The sequence below is a fragment of the Pontibacter saemangeumensis genome (genome assembly GCF_039541895.1).
GTDB classification, from domain to species: Bacteria; Bacteroidota; Bacteroidia; order Cytophagales; family Hymenobacteraceae; genus Pontibacter; species Pontibacter saemangeumensis.
In genome coordinates this window covers 149,614-169,989 of record NZ_BAABHC010000004.1, presented here as the reverse complement: position 1 = coordinate 169,989, position 20,376 = coordinate 149,614, and the positions used below count along the sequence as shown (strand labels likewise).

21 protein-coding genes are annotated in these 20,376 nt (G+C 52.6%); 10 read left to right on the top strand and 11 right to left on the bottom strand.

Translation table 11 applies throughout. The features are described from left to right. The first annotated feature begins 36 nt into the window (after positions 1-36). The 3 genes from ABD920_RS05340 to ABD920_RS05330 all read left to right on the top strand — a co-directional run bounded on the left by ABD920_RS05340 (position 37) and on the right by ABD920_RS05330 (position 2,149). Positions 37-663, top strand: coding sequence for a YqaE/Pmp3 family membrane protein (locus tag ABD920_RS05340; protein WP_345157330.1), 627 nt, complete (start codon positions 37-39; stop codon positions 661-663). A 144-nt stretch (positions 664-807) separates the two neighbouring features. Further along, complete coding sequence (locus ABD920_RS05335; protein WP_345157329.1) at positions 808-1,755, top strand: DnaJ C-terminal domain-containing protein; 948 nt, start codon at positions 808-810, stop codon at positions 1,753-1,755. A 40-nt stretch (positions 1,756-1,795) separates the two neighbouring features. Next, complete coding sequence (locus ABD920_RS05330; protein WP_345157328.1) at positions 1,796-2,149, top strand: hypothetical protein; 354 nt, start codon at positions 1,796-1,798, stop codon at positions 2,147-2,149. Between the two features lie 28 nt (positions 2,150-2,177). On the opposite strand, the gene ABD920_RS05325 is transcribed toward ABD920_RS05330, so the two are convergent. Further along, the gene (locus tag ABD920_RS05325; RefSeq protein WP_345157327.1) at positions 2,178-2,903 is read right to left on the bottom strand and encodes a pseudouridine synthase; all 726 of its coding nucleotides are present in this window, start codon (positions 2,901-2,903) and stop codon (positions 2,178-2,180) included. Between the two features lie 123 nt (positions 2,904-3,026). Between ABD920_RS05325 and ABD920_RS05320 the strand changes: the two genes are divergently transcribed. Continuing rightward, positions 3,027-3,227 carry a hypothetical protein gene (locus ABD920_RS05320; protein ID WP_345157326.1) on the top strand — a complete coding sequence of 67 codons (201 nt, stop codon included), beginning with the start codon at positions 3,027-3,029 and terminating at the stop codon, positions 3,225-3,227. Positions 3,228-3,233: 6 nt separating this feature from the next. Here ABD920_RS05320 and ABD920_RS05315 read toward each other — a convergent pair whose 3' ends face one another. Continuing rightward, positions 3,234-3,494: a hypothetical protein gene (locus ABD920_RS05315; protein ID WP_345157325.1), complete on the bottom strand. Its 261-nt coding sequence runs from the start codon at positions 3,492-3,494 to the stop codon at positions 3,234-3,236. Positions 3,495-3,878: 384 nt separating this feature from the next. On the opposite strand from ABD920_RS05315, the gene ABD920_RS05310 reads away from it, so the two are divergent. Both ABD920_RS05310 and ABD920_RS05305 read left to right on the top strand, forming a co-directional pair. Next, a complete protein-coding gene (locus tag ABD920_RS05310) occupies positions 3,879-4,181 on the top strand; it encodes a GIY-YIG nuclease family protein (RefSeq protein WP_345157324.1) in 303 nt (100 codons plus the stop codon). A gap of 267 nt (positions 4,182-4,448) precedes the next feature. Next, positions 4,449-5,447, top strand: a complete 999-nt coding sequence (locus ABD920_RS05305; protein WP_345157323.1) for a cation diffusion facilitator family transporter — start codon at positions 4,449-4,451, stop codon at positions 5,445-5,447. A 57-nt stretch (positions 5,448-5,504) separates the two neighbouring features. Here ABD920_RS05305 and dprA read toward each other — a convergent pair whose 3' ends face one another. Further along, complete coding sequence (gene dprA / locus ABD920_RS05300) at positions 5,505-6,629, bottom strand: DNA-processing protein DprA (RefSeq protein WP_345157322.1); 1,125 nt, start codon at positions 6,627-6,629, stop codon at positions 5,505-5,507. Positions 6,630-6,649: 20 nt separating this feature from the next. Further along, complete coding sequence (locus ABD920_RS05295; RefSeq protein ID WP_345157320.1) at positions 6,650-6,997, bottom strand: MerR family transcriptional regulator; 348 nt, start codon at positions 6,995-6,997, stop codon at positions 6,650-6,652. A 202-nt stretch (positions 6,998-7,199) separates the two neighbouring features. On the opposite strand from ABD920_RS05295, the gene alaS reads away from it, so the two are divergent. Genes alaS through ABD920_RS05280 form a run of 3 tightly spaced genes read left to right on the top strand, consistent with a single transcriptional unit; the run spans position 7,200 to position 12,519 of the window. Then, positions 7,200-9,917 carry an alanine--tRNA ligase gene (gene alaS, locus ABD920_RS05290; RefSeq protein ID WP_345157319.1) on the top strand — a complete coding sequence of 906 codons (2,718 nt, stop codon included), beginning with the start codon at positions 7,200-7,202 and terminating at the stop codon, positions 9,915-9,917. A 15-nt stretch (positions 9,918-9,932) separates the two neighbouring features. Beyond that, complete coding sequence (gene gatB / locus ABD920_RS05285; RefSeq protein ID WP_345157317.1) at positions 9,933-11,390, top strand: Asp-tRNA(Asn)/Glu-tRNA(Gln) amidotransferase subunit GatB; 1,458 nt, start codon at positions 9,933-9,935, stop codon at positions 11,388-11,390. 10 nt (positions 11,391-11,400) lie between these two features. Beyond that, entirely contained in the window at positions 11,401-12,519 is a 1,119-nt protein-coding gene (locus tag ABD920_RS05280; RefSeq protein WP_345157315.1) for a redoxin domain-containing protein, read from the top strand. Between the two features lie 174 nt (positions 12,520-12,693). On the opposite strand, the gene ABD920_RS05275 is transcribed toward ABD920_RS05280, so the two are convergent. The 3 genes from ABD920_RS05275 to ABD920_RS05265 form a co-directional block, all read right to left on the bottom strand. After that, positions 12,694-13,329: a hypothetical protein gene (locus ABD920_RS05275; RefSeq protein ID WP_345157313.1), complete on the bottom strand. Its 636-nt coding sequence runs from the start codon at positions 13,327-13,329 to the stop codon at positions 12,694-12,696. Positions 13,330-13,332: 3 nt separating this feature from the next. Further along, positions 13,333-13,872, bottom strand: a complete 540-nt coding sequence (locus ABD920_RS05270; protein ID WP_345157311.1) for an acyl-CoA thioesterase — start codon at positions 13,870-13,872, stop codon at positions 13,333-13,335. A gap of 108 nt (positions 13,873-13,980) precedes the next feature. Then, positions 13,981-14,640, bottom strand: a complete 660-nt coding sequence (locus ABD920_RS05265) for a protein-L-isoaspartate(D-aspartate) O-methyltransferase (protein ID WP_345157310.1) — start codon at positions 14,638-14,640, stop codon at positions 13,981-13,983. A gap of 223 nt (positions 14,641-14,863) precedes the next feature. Between ABD920_RS05265 and ABD920_RS05260 the strand changes: the two genes are divergently transcribed. Beyond that, complete coding sequence (locus ABD920_RS05260; RefSeq protein WP_345157309.1) at positions 14,864-15,448, top strand: riboflavin synthase; 585 nt, start codon at positions 14,864-14,866, stop codon at positions 15,446-15,448. 64 nt (positions 15,449-15,512) lie between these two features. Here the strand turns inward: ABD920_RS05260 and ABD920_RS05255 are convergent, their stop codons facing one another. Genes ABD920_RS05255 through hemF form a run of 4 tightly spaced genes read right to left on the bottom strand, consistent with a single transcriptional unit; the run spans position 15,513 to position 20,353 of the window. After that, positions 15,513-16,448 (bottom strand): DUF4249 family protein, encoded by a 936-nt coding sequence (locus tag ABD920_RS05255; protein ID WP_345157307.1) that lies wholly within the window; start codon positions 16,446-16,448, stop codon positions 15,513-15,515. A 2-nt stretch (positions 16,449-16,450) separates the two neighbouring features. Continuing rightward, a complete protein-coding gene (locus ABD920_RS05250; RefSeq protein WP_345157306.1) occupies positions 16,451-18,826 on the bottom strand; it encodes a TonB-dependent receptor in 2,376 nt (791 codons plus the stop codon). 50 nt (positions 18,827-18,876) lie between these two features. Further along, on the bottom strand, positions 18,877-19,449 hold the full coding sequence (locus ABD920_RS05245) for a phosphatase PAP2 family protein (RefSeq protein WP_345157305.1): 573 nt from the start codon (positions 19,447-19,449) through the stop codon (positions 18,877-18,879). A 4-nt stretch (positions 19,450-19,453) separates the two neighbouring features. Then, the gene (gene hemF / locus ABD920_RS05240) at positions 19,454-20,353 is read right to left on the bottom strand and encodes an oxygen-dependent coproporphyrinogen oxidase (protein WP_345157607.1); all 900 of its coding nucleotides are present in this window, start codon (positions 20,351-20,353) and stop codon (positions 19,454-19,456) included. Positions 20,354-20,376 lie beyond the last annotated feature (23 nt).

Genomic DNA, 20,376 nt, shown 5'->3' with positions numbered 1-20,376 from the left:
CCCTAATCATGATCTTTTCATTTAAAAACCACAACTATGAGAGTTAAAAATTTACTACACTTTGTTGTAGTGCTGTTAATGGGCCAGATGCTATTTTCCTGTAGCTCGGCAGAGTACTACCGCTTTTCAGCCACTAAGCCGGAAGCCTACAACACACACAAGGAAAAACCTGCTCCGGAAGCAGCGCCTGCCACAACAGCGCCCGCTCCCACCATGGCGGCTGTAGCGGTGCCCATTACCGACGAAGTGGCTGCGCCTGCCGCTCCTGCATTAGAGGCGAGCATTGCTACACCGGCACCGGCTGTTGTCCAGAAAAAATCTGCCGGGATAGTGAAGGCTCCTACGGAAAAAACAACCCTTTCGCTTGAGAAGCGGGAGATAACCGTGGCGGAGGCAGAAGCCCTGGCGATGGCGAACGAACGCCTTGCTGACATGTCTAAAGCAGAGAAAAAGGAGCTGAAAAGAGAAATGAAAGAAGCTTTCCGCCAGAATGGCGGGGGTGCCAACATCGTCGAGATTATCCTGGCGGTCCTGCTACCGCCATTGGCGGTGTTTTTGCACGACGGCATCGGCACCTCGTTCTGGATCAGCATTATCCTGACCCTGCTGTTCTGGGTTCCGGGTATAATCTACGCCTTGCTGGTTGTTACAGACACCATATAAGCATCAGCAAGTAATCCATATATATCCGAAGCACCGCCCACATGCGGTGCTTCTTTTTTGGGTACGATTTCATGTTAACTTCAACTAGCTGATCTCGTTAAATCACTAACAATGTTCGCTTTTTAAATCATAAGCATCTACCAAATGGAATACAAGGACTATTATACCATACTTGGGGTAGATAAAACTGCTTCGCAAGCTGAGATAAAGAAGGCTTACCGCAGTTTGGCCAAAAAGTATCACCCTGACAAAAACAAAGGAGATAAAGCATCAGAAGCTAAGTTTAAAGATATCAGTGAGGCCTACGAAGTGCTGGGCGACAAAGACAAGCGCCAGCAATACGACCAGTTAGGCGCCAACTGGCGGCAGTTTCAGAATGCAGGTGCGGGAGGCGGAGGTCAATATTACGGCCAGCCCGGCGGTGGTTATTACGAGGGAGACTTCAGTGATATATTCGGCGGCGGAGGTGGAGGAGGCGGCTTCTCTGACTTTTTCCAACAGTTTTTTGGCGGCGGCGGCGCAGGCGGCGCTGGGTTCGGGCAGGCAGGCAGGGGCAGGAGCCAGGCCCGCAAAGGCCAGGATTACCAGGCTGAGTTGGAGCTCACGCTGCAGGAGGCCTACAGCGGTACTTCCCGGCTCATCAACCTCCACAACCAGCAGCTGCGCATCAGCACCAAACCTGGCGTGGCCGACGGGCAGCAGCTCCGCATCAAGGGCAAGGGAGGGCAGGCCACAGGCGGCGGCACCAGCGGCGATCTATATATAAATGTGCGGGTGCTGCCCGATCCGCGGTTTGAGCGCCGGGGCGATGACCTGTACACCAGCCTTCCCGTGAACATGTACACAGCCATTCTGGGAGGGCATGCCCAGGTGAACACCCTGAGCGGACAAGTCAAACTGACCATTCCAGCCGGCACCCAGCCAGGCAAGTCACTGCGGCTGCGCGGCAAAGGCATGCCTGTTTATGGCAAAGCAGACCAATTCGGCGACCTTTACGTAAAAATAGAAGTATCCCTGCCAACCCACCTGAGCGCAGAAGAGCGGCAACTGCTGGAGAAACTGCGGGACATCAGGCAGGCAAAGGCGGTGTAGCAGCGCCCTCCCAATATTTAAAGCTTAAAGCACAGTGCCTATGTTAGTGACCATTGAGCAAAACAGAACATATAGTCGGCTGGATGATTTTATAGACAGCCTGGCAGACAGGCAGCTTACCTGCTACGCCTCAGACCTGTTAGAGCAGCGCGGCTGCGAAAACATGAGCGAACTGGGTCAGGCTGTCAAGCGCGCCACAGAAGTGTGCCACAGCATGCACCTGCCCCTCCAGGAGAACTTCAAGGTTGTTTTCCGCTCGCAAAACGGCAAGGTGGTGCAGGATTGGCGCCTGTCACCGATGGCTTACCTGCTGATGGTGCTGAATGCTGACCCCCACAACGACATGGTAGCACGCACGCAGGTGGAGATGGTGAGGCGCGTGCTCCATATGTAATTCAACAGTAGGCAGCAAAACCGATAGCCTATGGCATCGCCTCCTGAGCGGCCAGTTCCGGGTCCCACCCGAACTGCAGGTAAAGGCGGCGCATGTTCTGGGGCATCTGTGCCTTTAACTGTATTATTTCCCCCGTGAAAGGTTGTTTGATCGTAAGTGCCGCGGCGTGCAGCAGCAGGTGCGGGCTGTTCAGTTCCTCTAAAAACATCCGGTTGTGGCGCCAGTCACCGTGGCGCTTGTCGCCTACTATATAATGCCGGATATGGGCAAAGTGCTTCCGGATCTGATGCATCCGACCCGTCTCGGGTTTAATTTTCACCAGGCTGTAGCGTGCGGTTTGGTAGGGGCCGACAGGGATGGGCAATTCGACAGTGGCCAGCCGGCTGAAGTGGGTAACTGCTAGTTGTGGTTCCTTGTGCTGGTGGTCTTTGTCGGGGCGGATGGCGCTGTCAATGGTGCCTGCCTCGGGCGCGAAACCGCGCACAACGGCAAAATAGGTTTTATCCGGTTGGCGCTCCTCAAACACTTTTGTAAATTGAGCCGCTGCCTCAGGCGATTTCGCGAAGAGGAGCACACCAGACGTGCCGCGGTCGAGGCGATGCACGGCATACAGACGGTACCCTAACTGATCGCGCAGCAGTTGCAGGGCGAACTCTTTTTTCTCCTCGGCTATGCGCGTGCGGTGCACCAGCAAACCATTTGGCTTGTTGATCGCCACATACTGCGCATCCTCATATATAATCTCCAGTGCCACTTGCTAAGCAAAGATACGGCTTCTGAGCTTATTTGCAGTTGCGGCTATATATTCATATTGAGCTGTTCTTTCAGTCAGGCAACCCGTATATTTGCTGAAATCAACAAAAGGAAGGCAGCAGCGATGGCAATATCCATGGACAACCTCCGGAGAGGAAAGAAGTACCGGCTCACCAACTATGGCGAATCATTTGATTTTCAGGTGGTGGAAATGCCGGAGGATGGGATATACCGGGTGAAGGACCTCAACACCCTGGATATCTACCTGCTGCACGACCTGGTCCGGTATGGCAAGGGCAGGGACTTTGACCTGGAAGAGCTATAGCCTGCTTTAGCTTCGGGTAACTTTGCCTTTGTTCTCCCAGTGGCTCTTCTCAATCTCAAAGCTACCGGGCACCCGCACGATGCTGCGCACATATCGCTCACCGGCAATGCTGCCGTCCTCCCGTCGCTTGCCAATATACAATGTCACCGGCTCTCCCCGCTCATTCGTGATAAACGTCGTGTCCTTGCCAAGCATTCTCTGATCATACCGCTCCTGCGGCTCGTATATCTTTTCCAGCACTTTCAGTAGTTTGGGGTTTAGAGGCATCTTTGCTGTTTTTTTCAAGTTTAACTTTTACATATAGATTCATCGGTTATTGGCAATTTTATACCCAAATTAAGGGCGCATTCGTAACCATTATCACTTGTATAATAACAATTTAATGGAAAAATAGACTCACCATGCCACAAGTGCATCATACCTGCTAGGTCATGGCGGGATTTTACTGACAGTAACAATTTATTGGCGGCAAAATCTAACATGCGCAGATACAAGTTTTAATTTTGCGGTAGTAGCAGGTGGTTCTGATTAAACTTAAAAAGCGTCCGTTTCGTTAGCCTGCAATAAGCTCATAACACCAGCGTTGAATGTAACAGGTGCTGCCGAACAACAAGCTTGGCAGGATGGCGCCTGCATTGAAAAGAAAGAAACATGCAAATATCATCCCCGCACTACTACGTGTATATATTCGGCAGCCCGGCCAGCGACAACCTGAAGGTGGGCGTTGCAGGAGATCTACAAAAGCAGCTTCAGGAAATTAGCAAAGAACCCGCCTCCCAAAATATGACTGTTGTGAAGGAAAAACCGCGACTAGTTTATTACGAGCATTATGAAAGGGAGGAAATAGCGCGCAACCGCGAGCAGGAAATCCTGAAAGGGGGGGATGACAATGTGCAACGCCTCATCGAGTCCATGAACCCGAACTGGCTCGACCTCAGCGACATGATCAGTTAAAAAGGATCGTTAGAAATCCGGCTCTGCCATGTAATTGGAAATTTATATATGGTATATATAAATTTCTTGCCTTGTTGCCCCTCAGAACAGCAGCACGTATGGCCTTTCCAATAAATGCATTTCCTCACCGAATTAGTCATCGTTTATCTGTCTGCGCTTTTTCGAGATAGAAATTCCAAACCTATTCTGTTACCTTTGTTACCCTCAAATGCTTCCTGATGGCAGTGTTTGCGCATCATTAGGTTTACTTTCAGGAGATAAGGCAACGTGTTCGGGAAAATCAAGAATCAGAGTGAAAACATTAGGCTGCAGGTTATGGTGGTGGCGGTGGGGGTGCTGCTGCTGCTTTCAAAGTTTGTCGCCTTCTTCCTGACGAATTCCAACGCTATCCTGACCGATGCGTTGGAGTCCATTATCAACGTGGTGGCCGGAGGCTTTTCATTATACAGCCTCCTATTATCTGCGCGCCCACGCGACGAGAACCATCCCTACGGCCACGGTAAAATAGAATTCATAGCTGCTACCCTCGAAGGGTCGTTGATCATCGTGGCGGGCGGCATCATCATCATTAAATCAATTTACAACCTGATTGAACCTGTCCCGCTCGAAAAGCTGGACATAGGTATTTTACTCATTGCCATATCCGGGGTAATCAATTATGCTGTTGGCTTGAGCACCTCCCGGAAAGGGAAAAAGTCGAAGTCGATGGTGCTGGAGGCAGGCGGAAGGCACCTGATGTCCGATGCTTATTCCACGGCCGGTATTTTGGTAGGCCTGGTGCTGATTTACCTGACCGGCATGGTATGGCTCGATAGCCTGGTGGCCATCTTATTTGGCGGGATAATCTGTGTGACGGGGATGCGTATCCTACGCGCTTCCGTAGCCGGCATTATGGATGAAGCTGACTACGCGCTGTTGAAAGAAATCGTGAAAGTGCTCAACGAGAACCGCCGCGAGAACTGGATTGACATTCACAACCTGCGTGTTATTAAATACGGTTCTACCCTGCACATTGATTGCCATCTGACGGTGCCGTGGTACCTGAACGTGCTGGAGGCGCACGATGAAGTAGAGGCAGTGGGCAAAGTAATTCGTGAGAAAATCGACCCGAGCATCGAGCTGTTCATCCACACTGACCCTTGCATTGAGACCTCCTGCTCTGTTTGCACCAAATTGCAAAGCTGTGAAGTACGCCGGCATCCCTTCAAGGCGCGGGTTGAGTGGGAGTTCGATAAAGTAATTGCAGACCGTAAACACAGCCTGTAAAACGCTTTAAGGAATAAGTTATATATACCTGTTGATCAGCAGGAAAAGAAGATCTTCCTAAACCAGCAGCATAAACTTTTTGCCCGGCATGGCTTTCACCACGCCTTTAAACTCCAGGCCCAGGAGCACAGAGGCTAATAAGCTGACTGGCACCTGCGCCTTCCAACTGAGGTTGTCCATTTGCTCCTCCCGGCTCTGCTGCAGCACCTGCAGTACTTTCAACTCATCCGTGTTAAACTCCGCCGGATCAAAAAATGGAGCCTTGGATTTTGACTTTGCAAGTGCGGCATCTTCCAGGTCCCAGTTCAGCAGCTCCACCAGATCCTGCGCACACGTATAGGCAGCGGCTTTCATTGACTTGATCAGGAAGTTTGGCCCTTCTGAAACAGGGGACGAGATATTTCCAGGCACCGCCATTACCTCTTTGTCATAGCTATGGGCAATGTCGGCCGTTATGAGCGTACCGCTTTTCAGGGCCGCTTCCACCACGATAGTGCAGTCCGACATGCCGGCGATAATGCGGTTGCGGGCAGGGAAACGCGGGGCATCCGGCTTCGTGCCGAAAACGCTCTCCGTCAGCAGGCCTCCCTGCGTGAGCATACGCTCGGCATATTTCCGGTGCACGGCGGGATATATGACCTCCGGTCCGCTGGCCATTACCCCGATGGTGGGAAGGCCAGCCTGCAGCGCTGCCCTGTGCGCCAGGATATCGATGCCGTAGGCCAATCCGCTGACCACCATAACATTAAGCGGCTTCAGGTCTTCTACAATCCGCTCTGTCACTGTCTGGCCGTAAGAAGAAGCCTGTCTCGTGCCTACAATGCTGACAATGCGCTTCTGGTTCAGGTTGCCGTTTCCGCGGAAGTACAAGAGGATCGGTGCGTCGGCAATTTGTTTCAGGCGGTCGGGGTATTTCGGAGAGGTGTAGAAAAGCAGCTGTACCTGCAGTTCTTCTGCCTGCCGCAGGATTTGTTCTGCCTGCAGCAGCGCTGCTTTCGCACCATCTAATATATTCCGGGCGTTGCTGTTCCCGATACCGGGGATTTTCAGAAGCTTGCCTGGAGGAGCGGCAAAAACAGCTTTCGGGGAACCGCAGTAACTCACCAGCTGGCGCGTCAGCTGCGCGCCGATTCCAGGCAGCCGGGTAATCGCTACCTCATATAGTTTCTGCTCCTCTTCCATGGTAGCCGCTTACGGCGCAATCAGCCTTTTGTGTTCAATTGGCTCTTGATTCCCTGCAGGAAAGCCTTCACTTTCTCCAGCGACTCAATGATTTCGATCTTGTCCTTTGTCTGCACCGACTTGTTTTTCAACACTTCTTTGGCCCCTTGAATGGTGTAGCCGCGCTCCTTCACCAGGTGGTAGACGGAGCGCAGCGTCTCAATGTCTTTGGGTGTGTACTGGCGGTTACCCTTCTTGTTTTTTTTTGGTTTAAGCTGCTCAAACTCAGTCTCCCAGAACCGGATAAGTGACGGGGCCACGTCAAACTGGGCCGCCACCTCGCCAATGGTGTAGTATTGCTTCTCGATTTCTCTTTCTTTATAAGGCATAGTTTTTTTGCTATATGTTGTGCGGCCGCCCCACTAAATTTAAGGCGGATGCTACTGATTACGCTTAAAAAGTGCTACTTTTGCCTCTATTGAGGCTTCCAGGCTGCACCTGCAAGCGGGGTTTTGTCTGACAAAAATTCGATATTTTTTGTTATTAAACAACAAGTATAGCGCTCAATATCTAAAGGCTTAATACTCATACATGAATTCAGCTGAAATCAGGCAGAAGTTTTTCGACTTCTTCGCTTCCAAGCAACACCAGATCGTGCCTTCTGCGCCGCTCGTGGTGAAAGACGATCCTACCCTGATGTTTATCAACTCGGGTATGGCTCCCTTCAAGGACTATTTTCTGGGCAACAAACCAGCACCCTACAAGCGCATTGCGGACACGCAAAAATGCCTGCGCGTGAGCGGCAAGCACAACGACCTGGAAGAAGTTGGCTACGACACCTACCACCACACGATGTTCGAGATGCTGGGTAACTGGTCGTTTGGAGACTACTTCAAGAAGGAAGCGCTGCAGTGGGCCTGGGAACTGCTGACAGAGGTGTACCAGCTGCCGAAAGACAGGCTATATGTGTCTGTCTTTCAGGGTGATGAAAAAGATAACCTGGAGAAAGACCAGGAGGCCTTTGAGATATGGAAAACCATGATCTCCGAGGATCGCATTCTCTACGGCTCCAAGAAAGACAATTTCTGGGAGATGGGCGATACCGGTCCGTGCGGCCCCTGCTCCGAAATCCATATAGACCTGCGCTCCGAAGAAGAGATTGCGCAGGTGCCCGGCAAAGACCTGGTGAACAACGATCACCCGCAGGTGGTGGAGATATGGAACAACGTGTTCATGGAGTTTAACCGCCTGGCCGATGGCTCGCTGGTGAAACTACCTGCGCAGCATGTGGATACGGGCATGGGCTTCGAGCGTTTGTGCATGGCCATTCAGAAGAAGCGCTCCAACTACGACACCGACGTTTTCCAGCCGCTGATCCAATACATCGCCAAAGAAGCCGGCGTTGTATATGGCGAAAACGAGAAAACGGACATCGCCATTCGCGTGATGGCCGATCATATACGCGCCATTTCCTTTGCCATTACCGACGGACAGCTGCCGTCTAACAATAAAGCTGGCTACGTAATACGCCGCATCCTGCGCCGCGCGGTGCGCTACGGCTTCACGTTCCTTGATTTCAAGAAACCTTTTCTATATAAACTGGCCGCCGTGCTGGCCGACCAGATGGCGCACGTGTTCCCGGAACTGAAGCAGCAGCTGAGCTTCGTGCAACGCGTGATAGAGGAGGAGGAGAACGCTTTCCTGCGTACTTTGGATAATGGACTCAAAAGAATTAGTGGCATTATTAGTCAAAAGTCTTTTTATGCCACGCAGGAGATAGACTATATGCCAGAAGGTGACGACTCTAACCTGAACTTTCTTCACGCAAGAAAAGCTGAGGGTACTATGAAGTTGATAAATGGGCGTGAGGCATTTGAATTATATGATACTTTCGGATTCCCACTCGATCTCACTGCATTAATTGCAAGAGAACATGGTTGGAAGGTAGACGAAGCTGGTTTCGGAGTGGAAATGGAGCAGCAGAAAAACCGCTCCCGCAACGCCTCGGCCACTGAGCAAAGCGACTGGGTGATCCTGCAGCCAGACGTGGTGAACGAGTTTGTCGGCTACGACTGCAATACAGCGGATTCCCATATCGTGCGCTACCGCCAGGTGAAGACCAAGAACAAGAGCGAGTATCACCTGGTGCTGGACCAGACGCCCTTCTATGCCGAGAGCGGCGGCCAGGTAGGCGACACCGGCTACCTGCTATCGGAAACCGAGCAGATCGAGGTGCTGGACACGAAAAAGGAAAACGACCTGATTCTGCATATCACGTCTAAGCTGCCGAAAAATTTGGAGGCAGCCTTCCGTAGCAACATCGATATTGAGCGGCGCAATTATATCCGTAAAAATCATTCTGCTACGCATTTGCTGCACGCCGCCTTACGGAAAGTATTAGGCGACCATGTGCAGCAGCGCGGCTCGCTGGTAAACGAAAAGCTCTTGCGTTTCGACTTCTCCCATTTCGCCAAAGTAGAAGAGGCCCAGCTGCGCGAGGTGGAGCATATCGTGAACGAGCGCGTCCGCCAGAGCATTCCGCTGGAAGAGCAGCGCAATACACCCATTGCCGAAGCGAAAGACATGGGTGCCATGGCTTTATTTGGGGAGAAATACGGTGAGTTCGTGCGCGTGATTGCTTTTGACCGGGAGCATTCGGTGGAGCTTTGCGGAGGCACGCATGTCTACAACACCGGCGAGATCGGCTATTTCAAAATCGTATCCGAGAGCTCAGTAGCAGCAGGGGTACGCCGCATCGAGGCCGTGACGGCTGCCGTGGCCGAAGACTACGTGCAACAGCAGCTTAATGAGCTGCACGCTGTGCGCGAAGTCGTGAGCACCCAAAGCAATGTATCCGGAGCGGTTCATAGGCTGCAGGAGGATTATAAAGCGCTGCAGAAGCAACTGGAGCAACATGAACTGAAGCAGCTTGGGAGCCTGAAAGATACACTTGCCCAAAATGCGCAGCAGCTCGACGGCGTCAACTTTGTAGCCGGGCAGGTGGAGGTCAGCAATGCCGATTACCTGAAGAAGCTGGCATTTGATTTACGCCAGGTGGTGGACAACCTGGTGCTGGTGCTGGCAGCGGAGATTGATGGTAAGCCGCAGATCGCGGTGATGCTTTCCGATAACGTGGTTGCTGATAAAAACCTGAATGCTACCCAGTTGGTGCGGGAGCTCGCGAAAGAGATCAAAGGCGGTGGCGGCGGGCAGCCGTTCTATGCCACGGCAGGAGGCAAGGACACTGCCGGCCTGCAGGCTGTGCCGGCAAAAGCGCTGGAATTATTAAAGAAGTCGTTGAACGCTTAATCTGTAAAATAACAGATGGATAAAGACATAAGAGATAAATACCAGGCAGTAATTGGTCTGGAAGTACACGCGCAGCTTCTGACGGAGAGCAAGGCATACGCCGCAGACTCCACAGAATACGGGATGATGCCCAACACCAACATCAGTGTCATTACGCTGGGCCACCCGGGCACGCTGCCGCGTGTGAACAAAAAAGTGGTGGAAATGGCCGTGAAAATGGGTCTAGCCACCAACTGCGACATTACGCGCTACAACGTTTATGCCCGCAAAAACTACTTTTACCCCGACCTTCCGAAAGGATACCAGATCACACAGGACAAAACTCCTGTCTGCACACACGGCCACCTCACGGTGAAGAATGCCGAGAACGAAGAAAAGCGCATCGGCATCACCCGCATCCATATGGAGGAAGACGCCGGTAAATCCATGCACCTGCCGGGCGAGGTGGAAACGCTGGTGGACCTGAACCGGGCGGGCGTGCCGCTGATCGAAATCGTATCGGAGCCGGACATCCGGGATTCGGTGGAAGCTTATAATTACCTGACGGAGATCAAGAAGTTAGTGGAATACCTCGAGATCTGCGACGGCAACATGGAGGAAGGCTCCCTGCGCTGCGATGCCAACGTGTCGGTGATGCTTCAAGGCTCTACCATATATGGCACCAAGGTAGAGGTGAAAAACATGAACTCCTTCCGCAACGTTCAACGCGCCATCGAGCACGAAATCGAGCGGCAGATCGCTATCCTGGAACGTGGGGAGAAAGTAGAAGGAGAAACGCGCGGCTACGACGCCAATACAGGTATTACGACTCCCCAGCGGTCAAAGGAAACACTGAATGATTACCGCTATTTCCCGGAGCCGGACCTTCCGCCGCTGATCATCGAGCAGGATTGGTTGGAAGGCATCCGGGCAGGCATGCCGAGCCTCCCGCAGGAGTTGTACAATCGTTTTGTGGGCGAATATGGCCTGCCTGAATACGACGCTGCCGTGCTGACAGACGCAAAGGAGATTGCCCTGTATTTCGAGGAGCTTTGCAAGGATACCACGAATTACAAGGCGGCCTCTAACTGGATGATGGGCCCGGTGAAGTCTTACCTGAACGAACTGCAACTGCATATCAGGGACTTTCCGCTTAGCCCGGAACAAATCGCGCAGATAATCGCTTTAGTAGATGAGAATAAGGTAAGCCATTCAGTGGCAGCCAAAAAGCTCTTTCCCTATATGTTGGACCACCCTGAAACGACGGCACAGCAGGTGGCTGAGGAGCAAAACCTGCTGCAGTCCGCTGATTCAGAGGAGCTGGGCCAGATTGTAAATGAAGTGCTTGCGGGCAACCCGGCGAAAGTAGCAGAGTACAAAGCTGGCAAGCAGTCCCTGATCGGTATGTTCATGGGGGAGATCATGAAAAAGACTAAAGGAAAGGCTGATCCGAAAGTGGCAAATAAATTGCTACGGGAAAGTCTGAATGCATAAATTATACCGTATGAATTGGAAAAACATAGCAGCTGTTGCTTCAGCTGCTGCCATACTGGCCAGCTGCCAGGGAAACAAAACCGCCTCTAACGGCGGTGATAACTATACCATCAAGGGCAAGCTGAGCAATGCCTCCGAAGGACCGATTTACCTGTATGAGTTAGGCGAGGTGCAGTTTGTGGCCCGTGACACGGCCCAGATTTCGCAGGACGGGTCGTTCCAGTTTAATGGCACCATCACGGAGCCAACGTTTTACCGCATCACGCTCGATCAGCAGAATGGCCTCATGCTGGTTCTGGACGAAGGCGAGATAAACGTGGAAGCCGATGCGAAAGACATCAACGGTACCGCAAAAGTGGAAGGCTCTGAGGACACAAAAATTTTCCTGGAGCTAAACAAGCTCGTAAACGAAACCCGCCTGAAGCAATCGGAGCTCGAACAGCGCTTTAACAAGGCGATGCAGGAGGGTAACAATGAGGAAGCTGAGGCGGTGCGGCAGGAGTATGTGGTGATGCAGAAGCAAGTGAAGAACTTCATTGCACAGCACCCCAACTCGGTTGTCGGCGCCTTCGGCACTGCCAGCCTGATTGACCCCACCAACGACTTTGCTTTTGCAGACAGCATGGCCACGCTTTTCAATAAGAACCTGCCGGAGTCGAAGTACACGATTCTTCTGAACGAGCGCCTGAAGCCATTCAAGAGCACGGCAATCGGGCAAACTGCACCGGATATCTCCTTGCCAACGCCAGACGGGGGAACCAAAAAACTATCCTCCTTGCGCGGGAAATACGTGCTGATCGACTTTTGGGCAAGCTGGTGCGGACCGTGCCGCAAAGAGAACCCGAATGTGGTGAAAATGTACAATGCCTACAAAGACAAGGGGGCTGGTTTCGAGATATTCGGCGTTTCCCTGGATCAGTCGCGGGAGAAGTGGCTGCAGGCCATTGATAAAGATAAGCTTACCTGGCCCCACGTATCCGATCTGAAAGGCTGGGAGAGCAGTGCGGCACAACTCTATAACGTTACGGCCATCCCGCAAACAGTGCTAGTTGATCCGGAGGGCAAGATCATTGCCAAAGGGTTGAGGGGACCGGAGTTGGAGCAAAAGCTGGCATCGCTTTTAAACTAATTTTTCCTGAATTGAAGCTTTCATATTTAGCTTCTTCTATTTAAAAGCAGCGGCCTTCCATATATGGGAAGGCCGCTGCTTTTGTGATATATATATGATATATGACGTCTGCTGAAGCTTAATATAAGAATTTATATATAGCCGGGTGTGCCTGTGATCTATACGCTGCTTCTTTTACAGAAATACCTGCTGCAGGACATTCCACAGTAATTTCTTTTGCTCCACATCGTGCTCCAACTTGGCCAGGGCATGAGAGAAGACAACTGGTACATCACCCAGCATCACGGGGTGGTATAAGGTGAATTTATCGTGCGGCAGCGCAGTGTCGAGGCGGCTGGCGAAACTGATGATATAGCTTAGCTGTAGTTCCTGCTGCAGGTCCTCGAACTTAACGGTAGCCCCCGACAGGTTGTTGACATAGGCGACATCTGTAGGTTTCAACCCTATGGCCCCTAAGATTTTCTGTAAAAATGAAAGCTGTGGCAATTTTTCAAATTCTTCATCTGAGACAGTGACAAGCACCACTACACCCTTGTCGTTTGCGCCCGCCACTTTGTATTTAGCAGGAACAGGCGGGATCGGGACATGCGGAATGACCGGCGTTGAAATCGGCTTGTGGTCCGTGATCAGGTTTCTGACGGCTGGCTTCGGTTTTTCATCTGACACTTTTGCAACTTCCGGAGCAGGCGGCATCGGAAGCTCCTCTGCCGAGACAGGGGCATGCGCTTCTCCCGCTACCATATAGATGGTTTCTGAGAAGAAGTTTTTCAGGAACTCCTCATTGATATCGTCTGCCTGCAATCCTGCCATATACTATCCGATTCCTTGCGCGTCTTCTTTAATTTCAAAAATAGATTTCAATTCCTTTGCTTCACTTGGTTTCATGCGGCCTGCCAGCACCAGGCGTAGCTGTCGCCGGCGAAGCGCTCCGTCATATAACTTCACTTCCTCCTCCGTCTCAGGCACTGCTTCCGGCACGTCAATCGGGTTGCCTAACTGGTCGACCGCCACAAAAGTGAAAAACGCCTGGTTAGACATGACTTTCCTGCCGCTCGGTATATCCTCTGCATACACCACAATATGTACTTCCATGGAGGAGTTGAAAGCACGCGTAACCTTGGCCTCTAGCGTCACCACGTTTCCCAGCCTGATGCTCTCCTTAAAAGACACGTTATCGACGGAAGCCGTAACGACAATCCGGTTCGAGTGTTTCTGGGCTGAGATGGCGGAGACGATGTCCATCCAATGCATCATACGGCCACCCATCAGGTTGTGCAGGGTGTTTGTGTCGTTTGGCAACACCAGCTCCGTCATGATCACGTAAGAGTCTTGTACTTTTTTTGCTTTGCGCATGAAACCGATGCTTGTTTGAGGCCACAAAGATACACGGCAATCCGGTAAGGAGGAAATATACTTACCCAACGCATCCTGTTCCGGGCACCAAATCTTGAGGCGGCCTTTTTATAAGGTGGAGTCCCAGCCTGATTTGCCAAGCAGCGGAACGAACTTGAAGCTGTGAAACTCTTCCCTGGTGAATTCACCTTCTTCTACGCGCGTAATCCGCATCATTTTCTGGCTTTTCTCATTTCCGACCGGGATGATGAGAGAACCCCCGAGCGTCAGCTGCCGCACGAGGCTCCTGGGCACTCCCGGTGCCCCGGCCGTCACGATGATCTTGTCGTAAGGCGCATGTGCCGGCAAACCCTCCGATCCATCTCCGTGGAAAGTGTGGGGCTTCAAGCCATATTTCTTAAAGAACATGACCGCTTTTTCATACAGTGGGCGGTTATACTCAATGGTGTATACCTGCTGGGTGAGTTGCAACAGCACGGCGCATTGATAACCAGAGCCTGTTCCGATTTCAAGCACCCTGTCAGTCGGTTTTAGCTGCATCAGCTCCGTCTGAAAGGCCACGGTGTAAGGCTGCGAGATGGTTTGCCCTTCGCCGATCGGGAAAGCTTTGTCCTGGTACGCCTGCTCCAGGAAGGCCTTTTCGAAAAAGAAGTGTCGTGGAACAGCCTCAACAGCAGCCAGAACGCGGGGGTCGCGAATGCCTTTTTCCTGCAATACTTTTATCAATCCCCGGCGCATGCCTTTGTGTCTGTACGAGTCTGTTTGCATCTAATCGTATCTATATACCCTATATTACCAGTCCTTGAAACACTTGTTTGCGAAAATAAGCATACCTCCTTTAAAATGCCTCTTAAACCGGACATTAACTTTTAAAATTGACAAGGAGAACATAAGCCAGGGAAAGCTGTTATTTTTGATGCGTCTGAGATGCAGGTAAGCTCATCCGGCAGTCACTGCTTCAGATAACGATTAAAAACCAAGCACAGGAATCATGTTTACAGGAATCATAGAGACGTTAGGGCGGATAACTGCAATCCGGCAGGAAAACACGAACAAGCATTTTACCATATCCGCTCCCTTCACCAACGAGTTGAAGATAGACCAGAGCGTGGCGCACAACGGGGTATGCCTGACGGTGGTGGGGATCAACGGGGACGAATATACGGTGACGGCCATCGATGAGACGCTGCAGAAGACTAACCTGAACAGCCTGGAAGCAGGGGATATGATGAACCTGGAACGCTGTATGCAGGCAAACGGACGCTTCGACGGGCATGTGGTGCAGGGGCACGTAGATCAGACGGCTGTATGTGAATCGGTGGAAGATGAGAACGGTAGTTGGTTGTTTACCTTCCGCTATGACGCGGGCAAAGGCAACGTTACCGTCGAGAAAGGCTCTATCTGCGTGAACGGCATCAGCCTGACGGTGGTGAACTCAAAAGAAGACGCTTTTTCGGTTGCCATTATTCCCTATACCTTTCAGCACACCAACCTGCAGCACGTAAAGCCCGGCGACTCCGTAAACCTGGAATTCGACATTATCGGAAAGTACGTGGCAAGGCTGCTGGGGAGGTAATTCTATATATAACTTCGGGAACAGGGTCGCTTAATTGATCGGTGATGCCAGATGATATTCTTTTTTATTCAACAATGATCCTGTGGTAGGTGACTCCGTAGCCGCCCCAGATACCGAGTCCCCCCTGTATGTTGGATTGGGTGATGTTGGGGGTGCCGATGGGACTGCCATTGCTGTTCTGCTCGTTTTCAAGGCTGAACCAGAAGCGGTAGTGCGGCAGATCGATAGCAGCCCAGCGAATAGTGATGGTATCGCCTACACCAAAATAGCTATATAAATCCATGTCTATTTCCTGCTGCCCCTTTGGCTCACCGCGGTCCAGCGGAAAACTGATCATTCGGCCGTTTACAAGCTCATCGTTGAATACGGAGGTGAAGAGGCCGGGATAGAAAGGCTCGCTGTTGCGCTTGGTAAAGTAGCGGATGCTGTTTCCCAGCGTGTCAGGGTCGATGTAGCGGTAATACAGTGTCTTCAGGCTATCCTGCTGCTGGTCCGGATGTGGCTCGAGCCAAAGGGAGTCTATCGGGTTGAGCTGCGGGATAGTGGTGACAGCCGTGAGCGTCTGGTTCCCGTGCTGGATGTTCAATCCGTAACTTTCTCCCAGTTCCCCAAGGAGTTCATCGGTGGTGTAAACATAAAATAGGAACCCGGTGTTGCCACTTAAAAGCGCCTCGGAAATGCCCAGCTGCACGCTCACCACTTCCCGCAGTTCCTCGGAGAAGGCCGCAGAGGGCACTTCATCCAATATAAACTCCTGTCCCTGCACCGTAACCTTTACCTGCGCCCCATGCACAAAACTCTCCTCCAGCGAGGCCAGCGATATTTCTGAAAACACGGGGACGGTGCGGGTCAGTACAACGAATGGGGGAGTGCCCTGCTCTATATGGCCTTCCACCACCAGCTTCTCACTCCCTGCCGGCAGCTCAATCGTCAGGTCCTGCTCACAGCTCCCCAGCAGCACGAGCATCAAAAGCATATATAAATAATGTGCTCTGTTCATAGTTACTTCCAGCTAAAGTTCCATGTGACGGATGGCAGCGGGAACGGGATGATGGAAACTTTCTTGGCCTGCAGCTTCACGTTCTGGTTTGCCGTGCTGCCTTCGTTGTCGACATAATACAGGAATGGGTTTCGGCGGCCATATACGTTGTAGATCGAAAAGGTCCAGCTTGATTTTATATGCTCCCGCTCCTTGCCTTCGCGCGTGGCGGAGAGGTCGAGGCGGTGCGTGGGCTGCATCCGGAAGCTGTTGCGGTCGCCGTACTGATAATTTACCGTTCCTTCCAGGTAGTAACGCCGCTCGGGCAGCGTGGTGGCCTGGCCGGTGCCAAACACAAAGGTGCCTCCAAAGGTCCAGCGGCTGCTGTAGCGGTAGCTGCCCACCACAGACAGGTCGTGTCGGCGGTCGTAGCGGGCCGGAAATACATCCCCGTTGTTCAGGTCCGGAAACTGTCGCGTGGTTTTGGACAGGGTATACCCGATCCAGCCCTGCAGGTCGCCGTAGTTTTTCCGCAGGAAGAGCTCCATGCCATAGGACTCGCCGCTGCCGCGCACAAACTCATATTCCAGATCGCGGTTGCTTGGCCCGGGCGCAAAGCCTTCCCGGTATTCCAACTGATTCTGCAGGTCTTTGTAATAAACTTCTATTGACCCCTCATACTGGTTTTTTGCGAAGCTTTTAAAATAGCCCAGGGCATATTGCGTGGCTCGCTGCGGTTTGACGATGGCGGAGCTTGGCACCCACACATCGAGGGGAAGGGTGGTATAGGCATTGGAAACCAGGTGCAGGTACTGGGCCGATTTCGTGAAACCGGCTTTCAGAGAGGCTTCCCTGCCCAGCAGGTACCGCACCGACACCCGCGGCTCCAGTGCGCTGTATGTCTTCACGGCATCGCCGCTACCATAGGCGGTAGAGTCTGTAACGAGCTGATTTTCGTTAAACTGGTAATAGCTAAAGGGGCCCACCTGTGTAAAATAGCTGTTGCGCAGCCCCAGGCTTACCAGCAGTTTGTCTGTCACATTCCAATCGTCAGATATATATAGGGCCCGTTCGTGGCCATATTTAGGCAAAACGCGGTCTGTCCCGAAAAGCTCTCCCGCCTCGCCCTCGGCCTCTCCCGTGCGTGGGCGGAGCGTGTGGTAGGTGTATTGCACCCCATACTGGAGGTGGTGGCGTACGTTTGGGATATAATTGAAGTCGATGTTGGCGGAATAATCACGCACCCCCGTCTGCAAAAGGGTATTGTAGCCGCCGAAGTCCCATGAAAACTGAAAGTCATAATTGCTCAGCACCCCGCTCACATCCATCTGCAACTTATCACTGAACCGGTGATTCCAGCGGGCGGTGGCGGTGGCGTTTCCCCAGAAGAAATCAGAGGTAAAGCGGCCGTCTGAGAGCCGTAGCTTTCCCACATCGCGTCCATAGTAGCCGCTCAGCGACAGTTCATCCCGCTCCGTCAGGTTGTACTGCAGCTTCCCGTTGAGATCATAAAACCGGTATGGCACACCGCCCTGCTCCGTGTTCTCCAGGAAGGGGTTGAGCAAAGCATCTATATAGGTGCGGCGGCCGGAAAAAATGAAAGCTGTCTTATCCTCCAGCAGCGGCCCCTGCACCGTCAGCCGCGAGGCAATAAGCCCGATCCCGCCATCCGCCCTGAAATCCAGCATGTCGCCGTCCCTGCTTTCGATATCGAGCACGGAGGAGAGACGGCCACCGTAGCGGGCGGGCATGTTCCCTTTGATGATGGTGGTGTTTTCAATAGCGTCGCTGTTGAAGACAGAGAAGAAGTTGAACAGGTGCCCGGGGTTGTAAACGATCGCTTTGTCGAGCAGCACCAGGTTCTGGTCGGCCCCGCCGCCGCGCACATAGAAGCCGGTATTGCCCTCGCCGCCCGACTGCACACCCGGCAGCAGCTGCACCGTTTTCAAGATATCCACCTCCCCAAAAAGAACGGGGAGCGTTTTAATGGATTCTATCGGAAGCTCCAGTTGCCCCATCGCAGAAGTTTCCGTTATGGGTTGTAGCCGCTCCGCAATCACTTCCACCTCCTGCACATCATAGGTAACCGGTGCTAATGTTATGTTAAGCTGCAGGCTCTGGTTCAGCTCCAGTTGCTGCTCGGTGGTGCGATAGCCAATGTACTGTGCGAGGAGGGTATAGCTGCCTGCCGGGGCAGCAAAGGTATAGGCACCGGTCGCATCGGTGGTCGTACCAAGGCTGCTGCGTTCCTTCATGGCCACGAGCGCACCGGCCAGGCCTTCACCTGTCTCAGCATCCACCACCCGGCCGGAGAGTATGTAGCTGTTCTGCGCCGCTGCGGGTGCAACAGCGTAGAGAAGCAGTAGTATGGAAAAGAAATAGAAGTTATAGCGTTGCAACCTGTTGCTGTTGAGTAATCCCTGAGAGAACAGCTTCTTGCTGTAAAGGTTTAACGCACGAGCGAAGGATATTTGTTCAAAAGGATAGTATATCCAAGTGAGCAGCAGTAGGCCAGAAAAGCCCCTAGCAAAGCGCCCCCAATCGTATCGCCCGGGTAGTGCACCCCCAGGTAAATGCGGCTGTACGACACAACTACTGCCCAGACGACGAGTATGATCTTGAAAACAAGGTAGCGGTCCGGGAGGATGAGGTTGAAAAAGACCGCAAGGGCGAAGCCGGTAGACGCGTGCGAGGACATAAAGCCAAACCGGCCGCCACACCCTTTCACCAGATTCACCACATCCGACAGTTCCGGGTCGTGGCAGGGGCGGAGGCGGGCGAAGAAAGGCTTGAACACGCCGGAGGCGATAAAGTCTGCCAGCCCTACTGCCACAATCGCCAGGAGCAGCATCGGGATACTCTGCTTCCGGTAGCGCCAGACAAGGTATATGATAAGTGCCAGGTAACAAGGAATCCAGACGTACTTATTCGACACAAACAGCATCGCATTGTCCCAAAACGGGCTGTGCATGTCGTTGAGGTATAGAAACACCTCCTGGTCAAGTTCCTCCAGTTCTTCCATGCGGTTACTGCACGTTAAGCCAGTCGATATCCTTCTTCAGGTAATCCTGCATCTGGGCCTCCGGGCTTCCCGGTTCCGGTTTGAAGTTATAGAGCCACGAAGCGTTTGTCGGCAGGCTCATCAGGATAGACTCAATGCGTCCTTTCGTCAGCAGCCCGAACTTGGTACCGCGGTCATATACCAGGTTAAACTCCACATAGCGGCCCCGGCGCAGCAACTGCCACTGTTTCTCGCGCTCCCCATAAGGCAGGTCGCGGTTCTGATTCATGATGGCAGTGTAAAAAGGCGCGAAAGCGTAGGCTACATCCTTCACAAACGCAAAGCGGTCCTCCAGGCTGATCTCGTCGGTGGCCGACAGCCGGTCGAAGAAGATGCCGCCTACGCCCCGGGTCTCCTCGCGGTGCTCGTTGTAAAAATAATCGTCGGCCCACTTCTTAAACTCCGGGTAATATGAGGGGTGGTGTTTATCACAGACCGCCTTCATCTGCTCATGGAATTCCCGGGCCTGTTTCAGATCCAGGTAGATAGGCGTCAGGTCGATGCCGCCACCGAACCAGGCCTGCCCGTTGCCTGCCTCAAAATAGCGCACATTCATGTGCGTGATCGGCACCATCGGACTGTGGGGGTGCATCACAACCGACACGCCAGTGGCAAAATACGCCGGATCAGGCATCTGCAGCATTTTCAGGAAAGCGGGGGAGAGCTCTCCCTGCACCGCCGAAAAATTCACTCCGCCCTTCTCCAGCACATTCCCGCCCTCTATCACGCGTGAGATGCCACCGCCGCCTGTCTCATGCTGCCATTCGTCCGAACTGAAGGTGGCACCGCCGTCGCAGGTCTCCAGGTCCCGGCAAAGGTCTTTCTGAAACTGGCGCATAAACGCCTCTACTTTGGCTCTAAACATGCTCACGGAAAAAAGATTTCAAA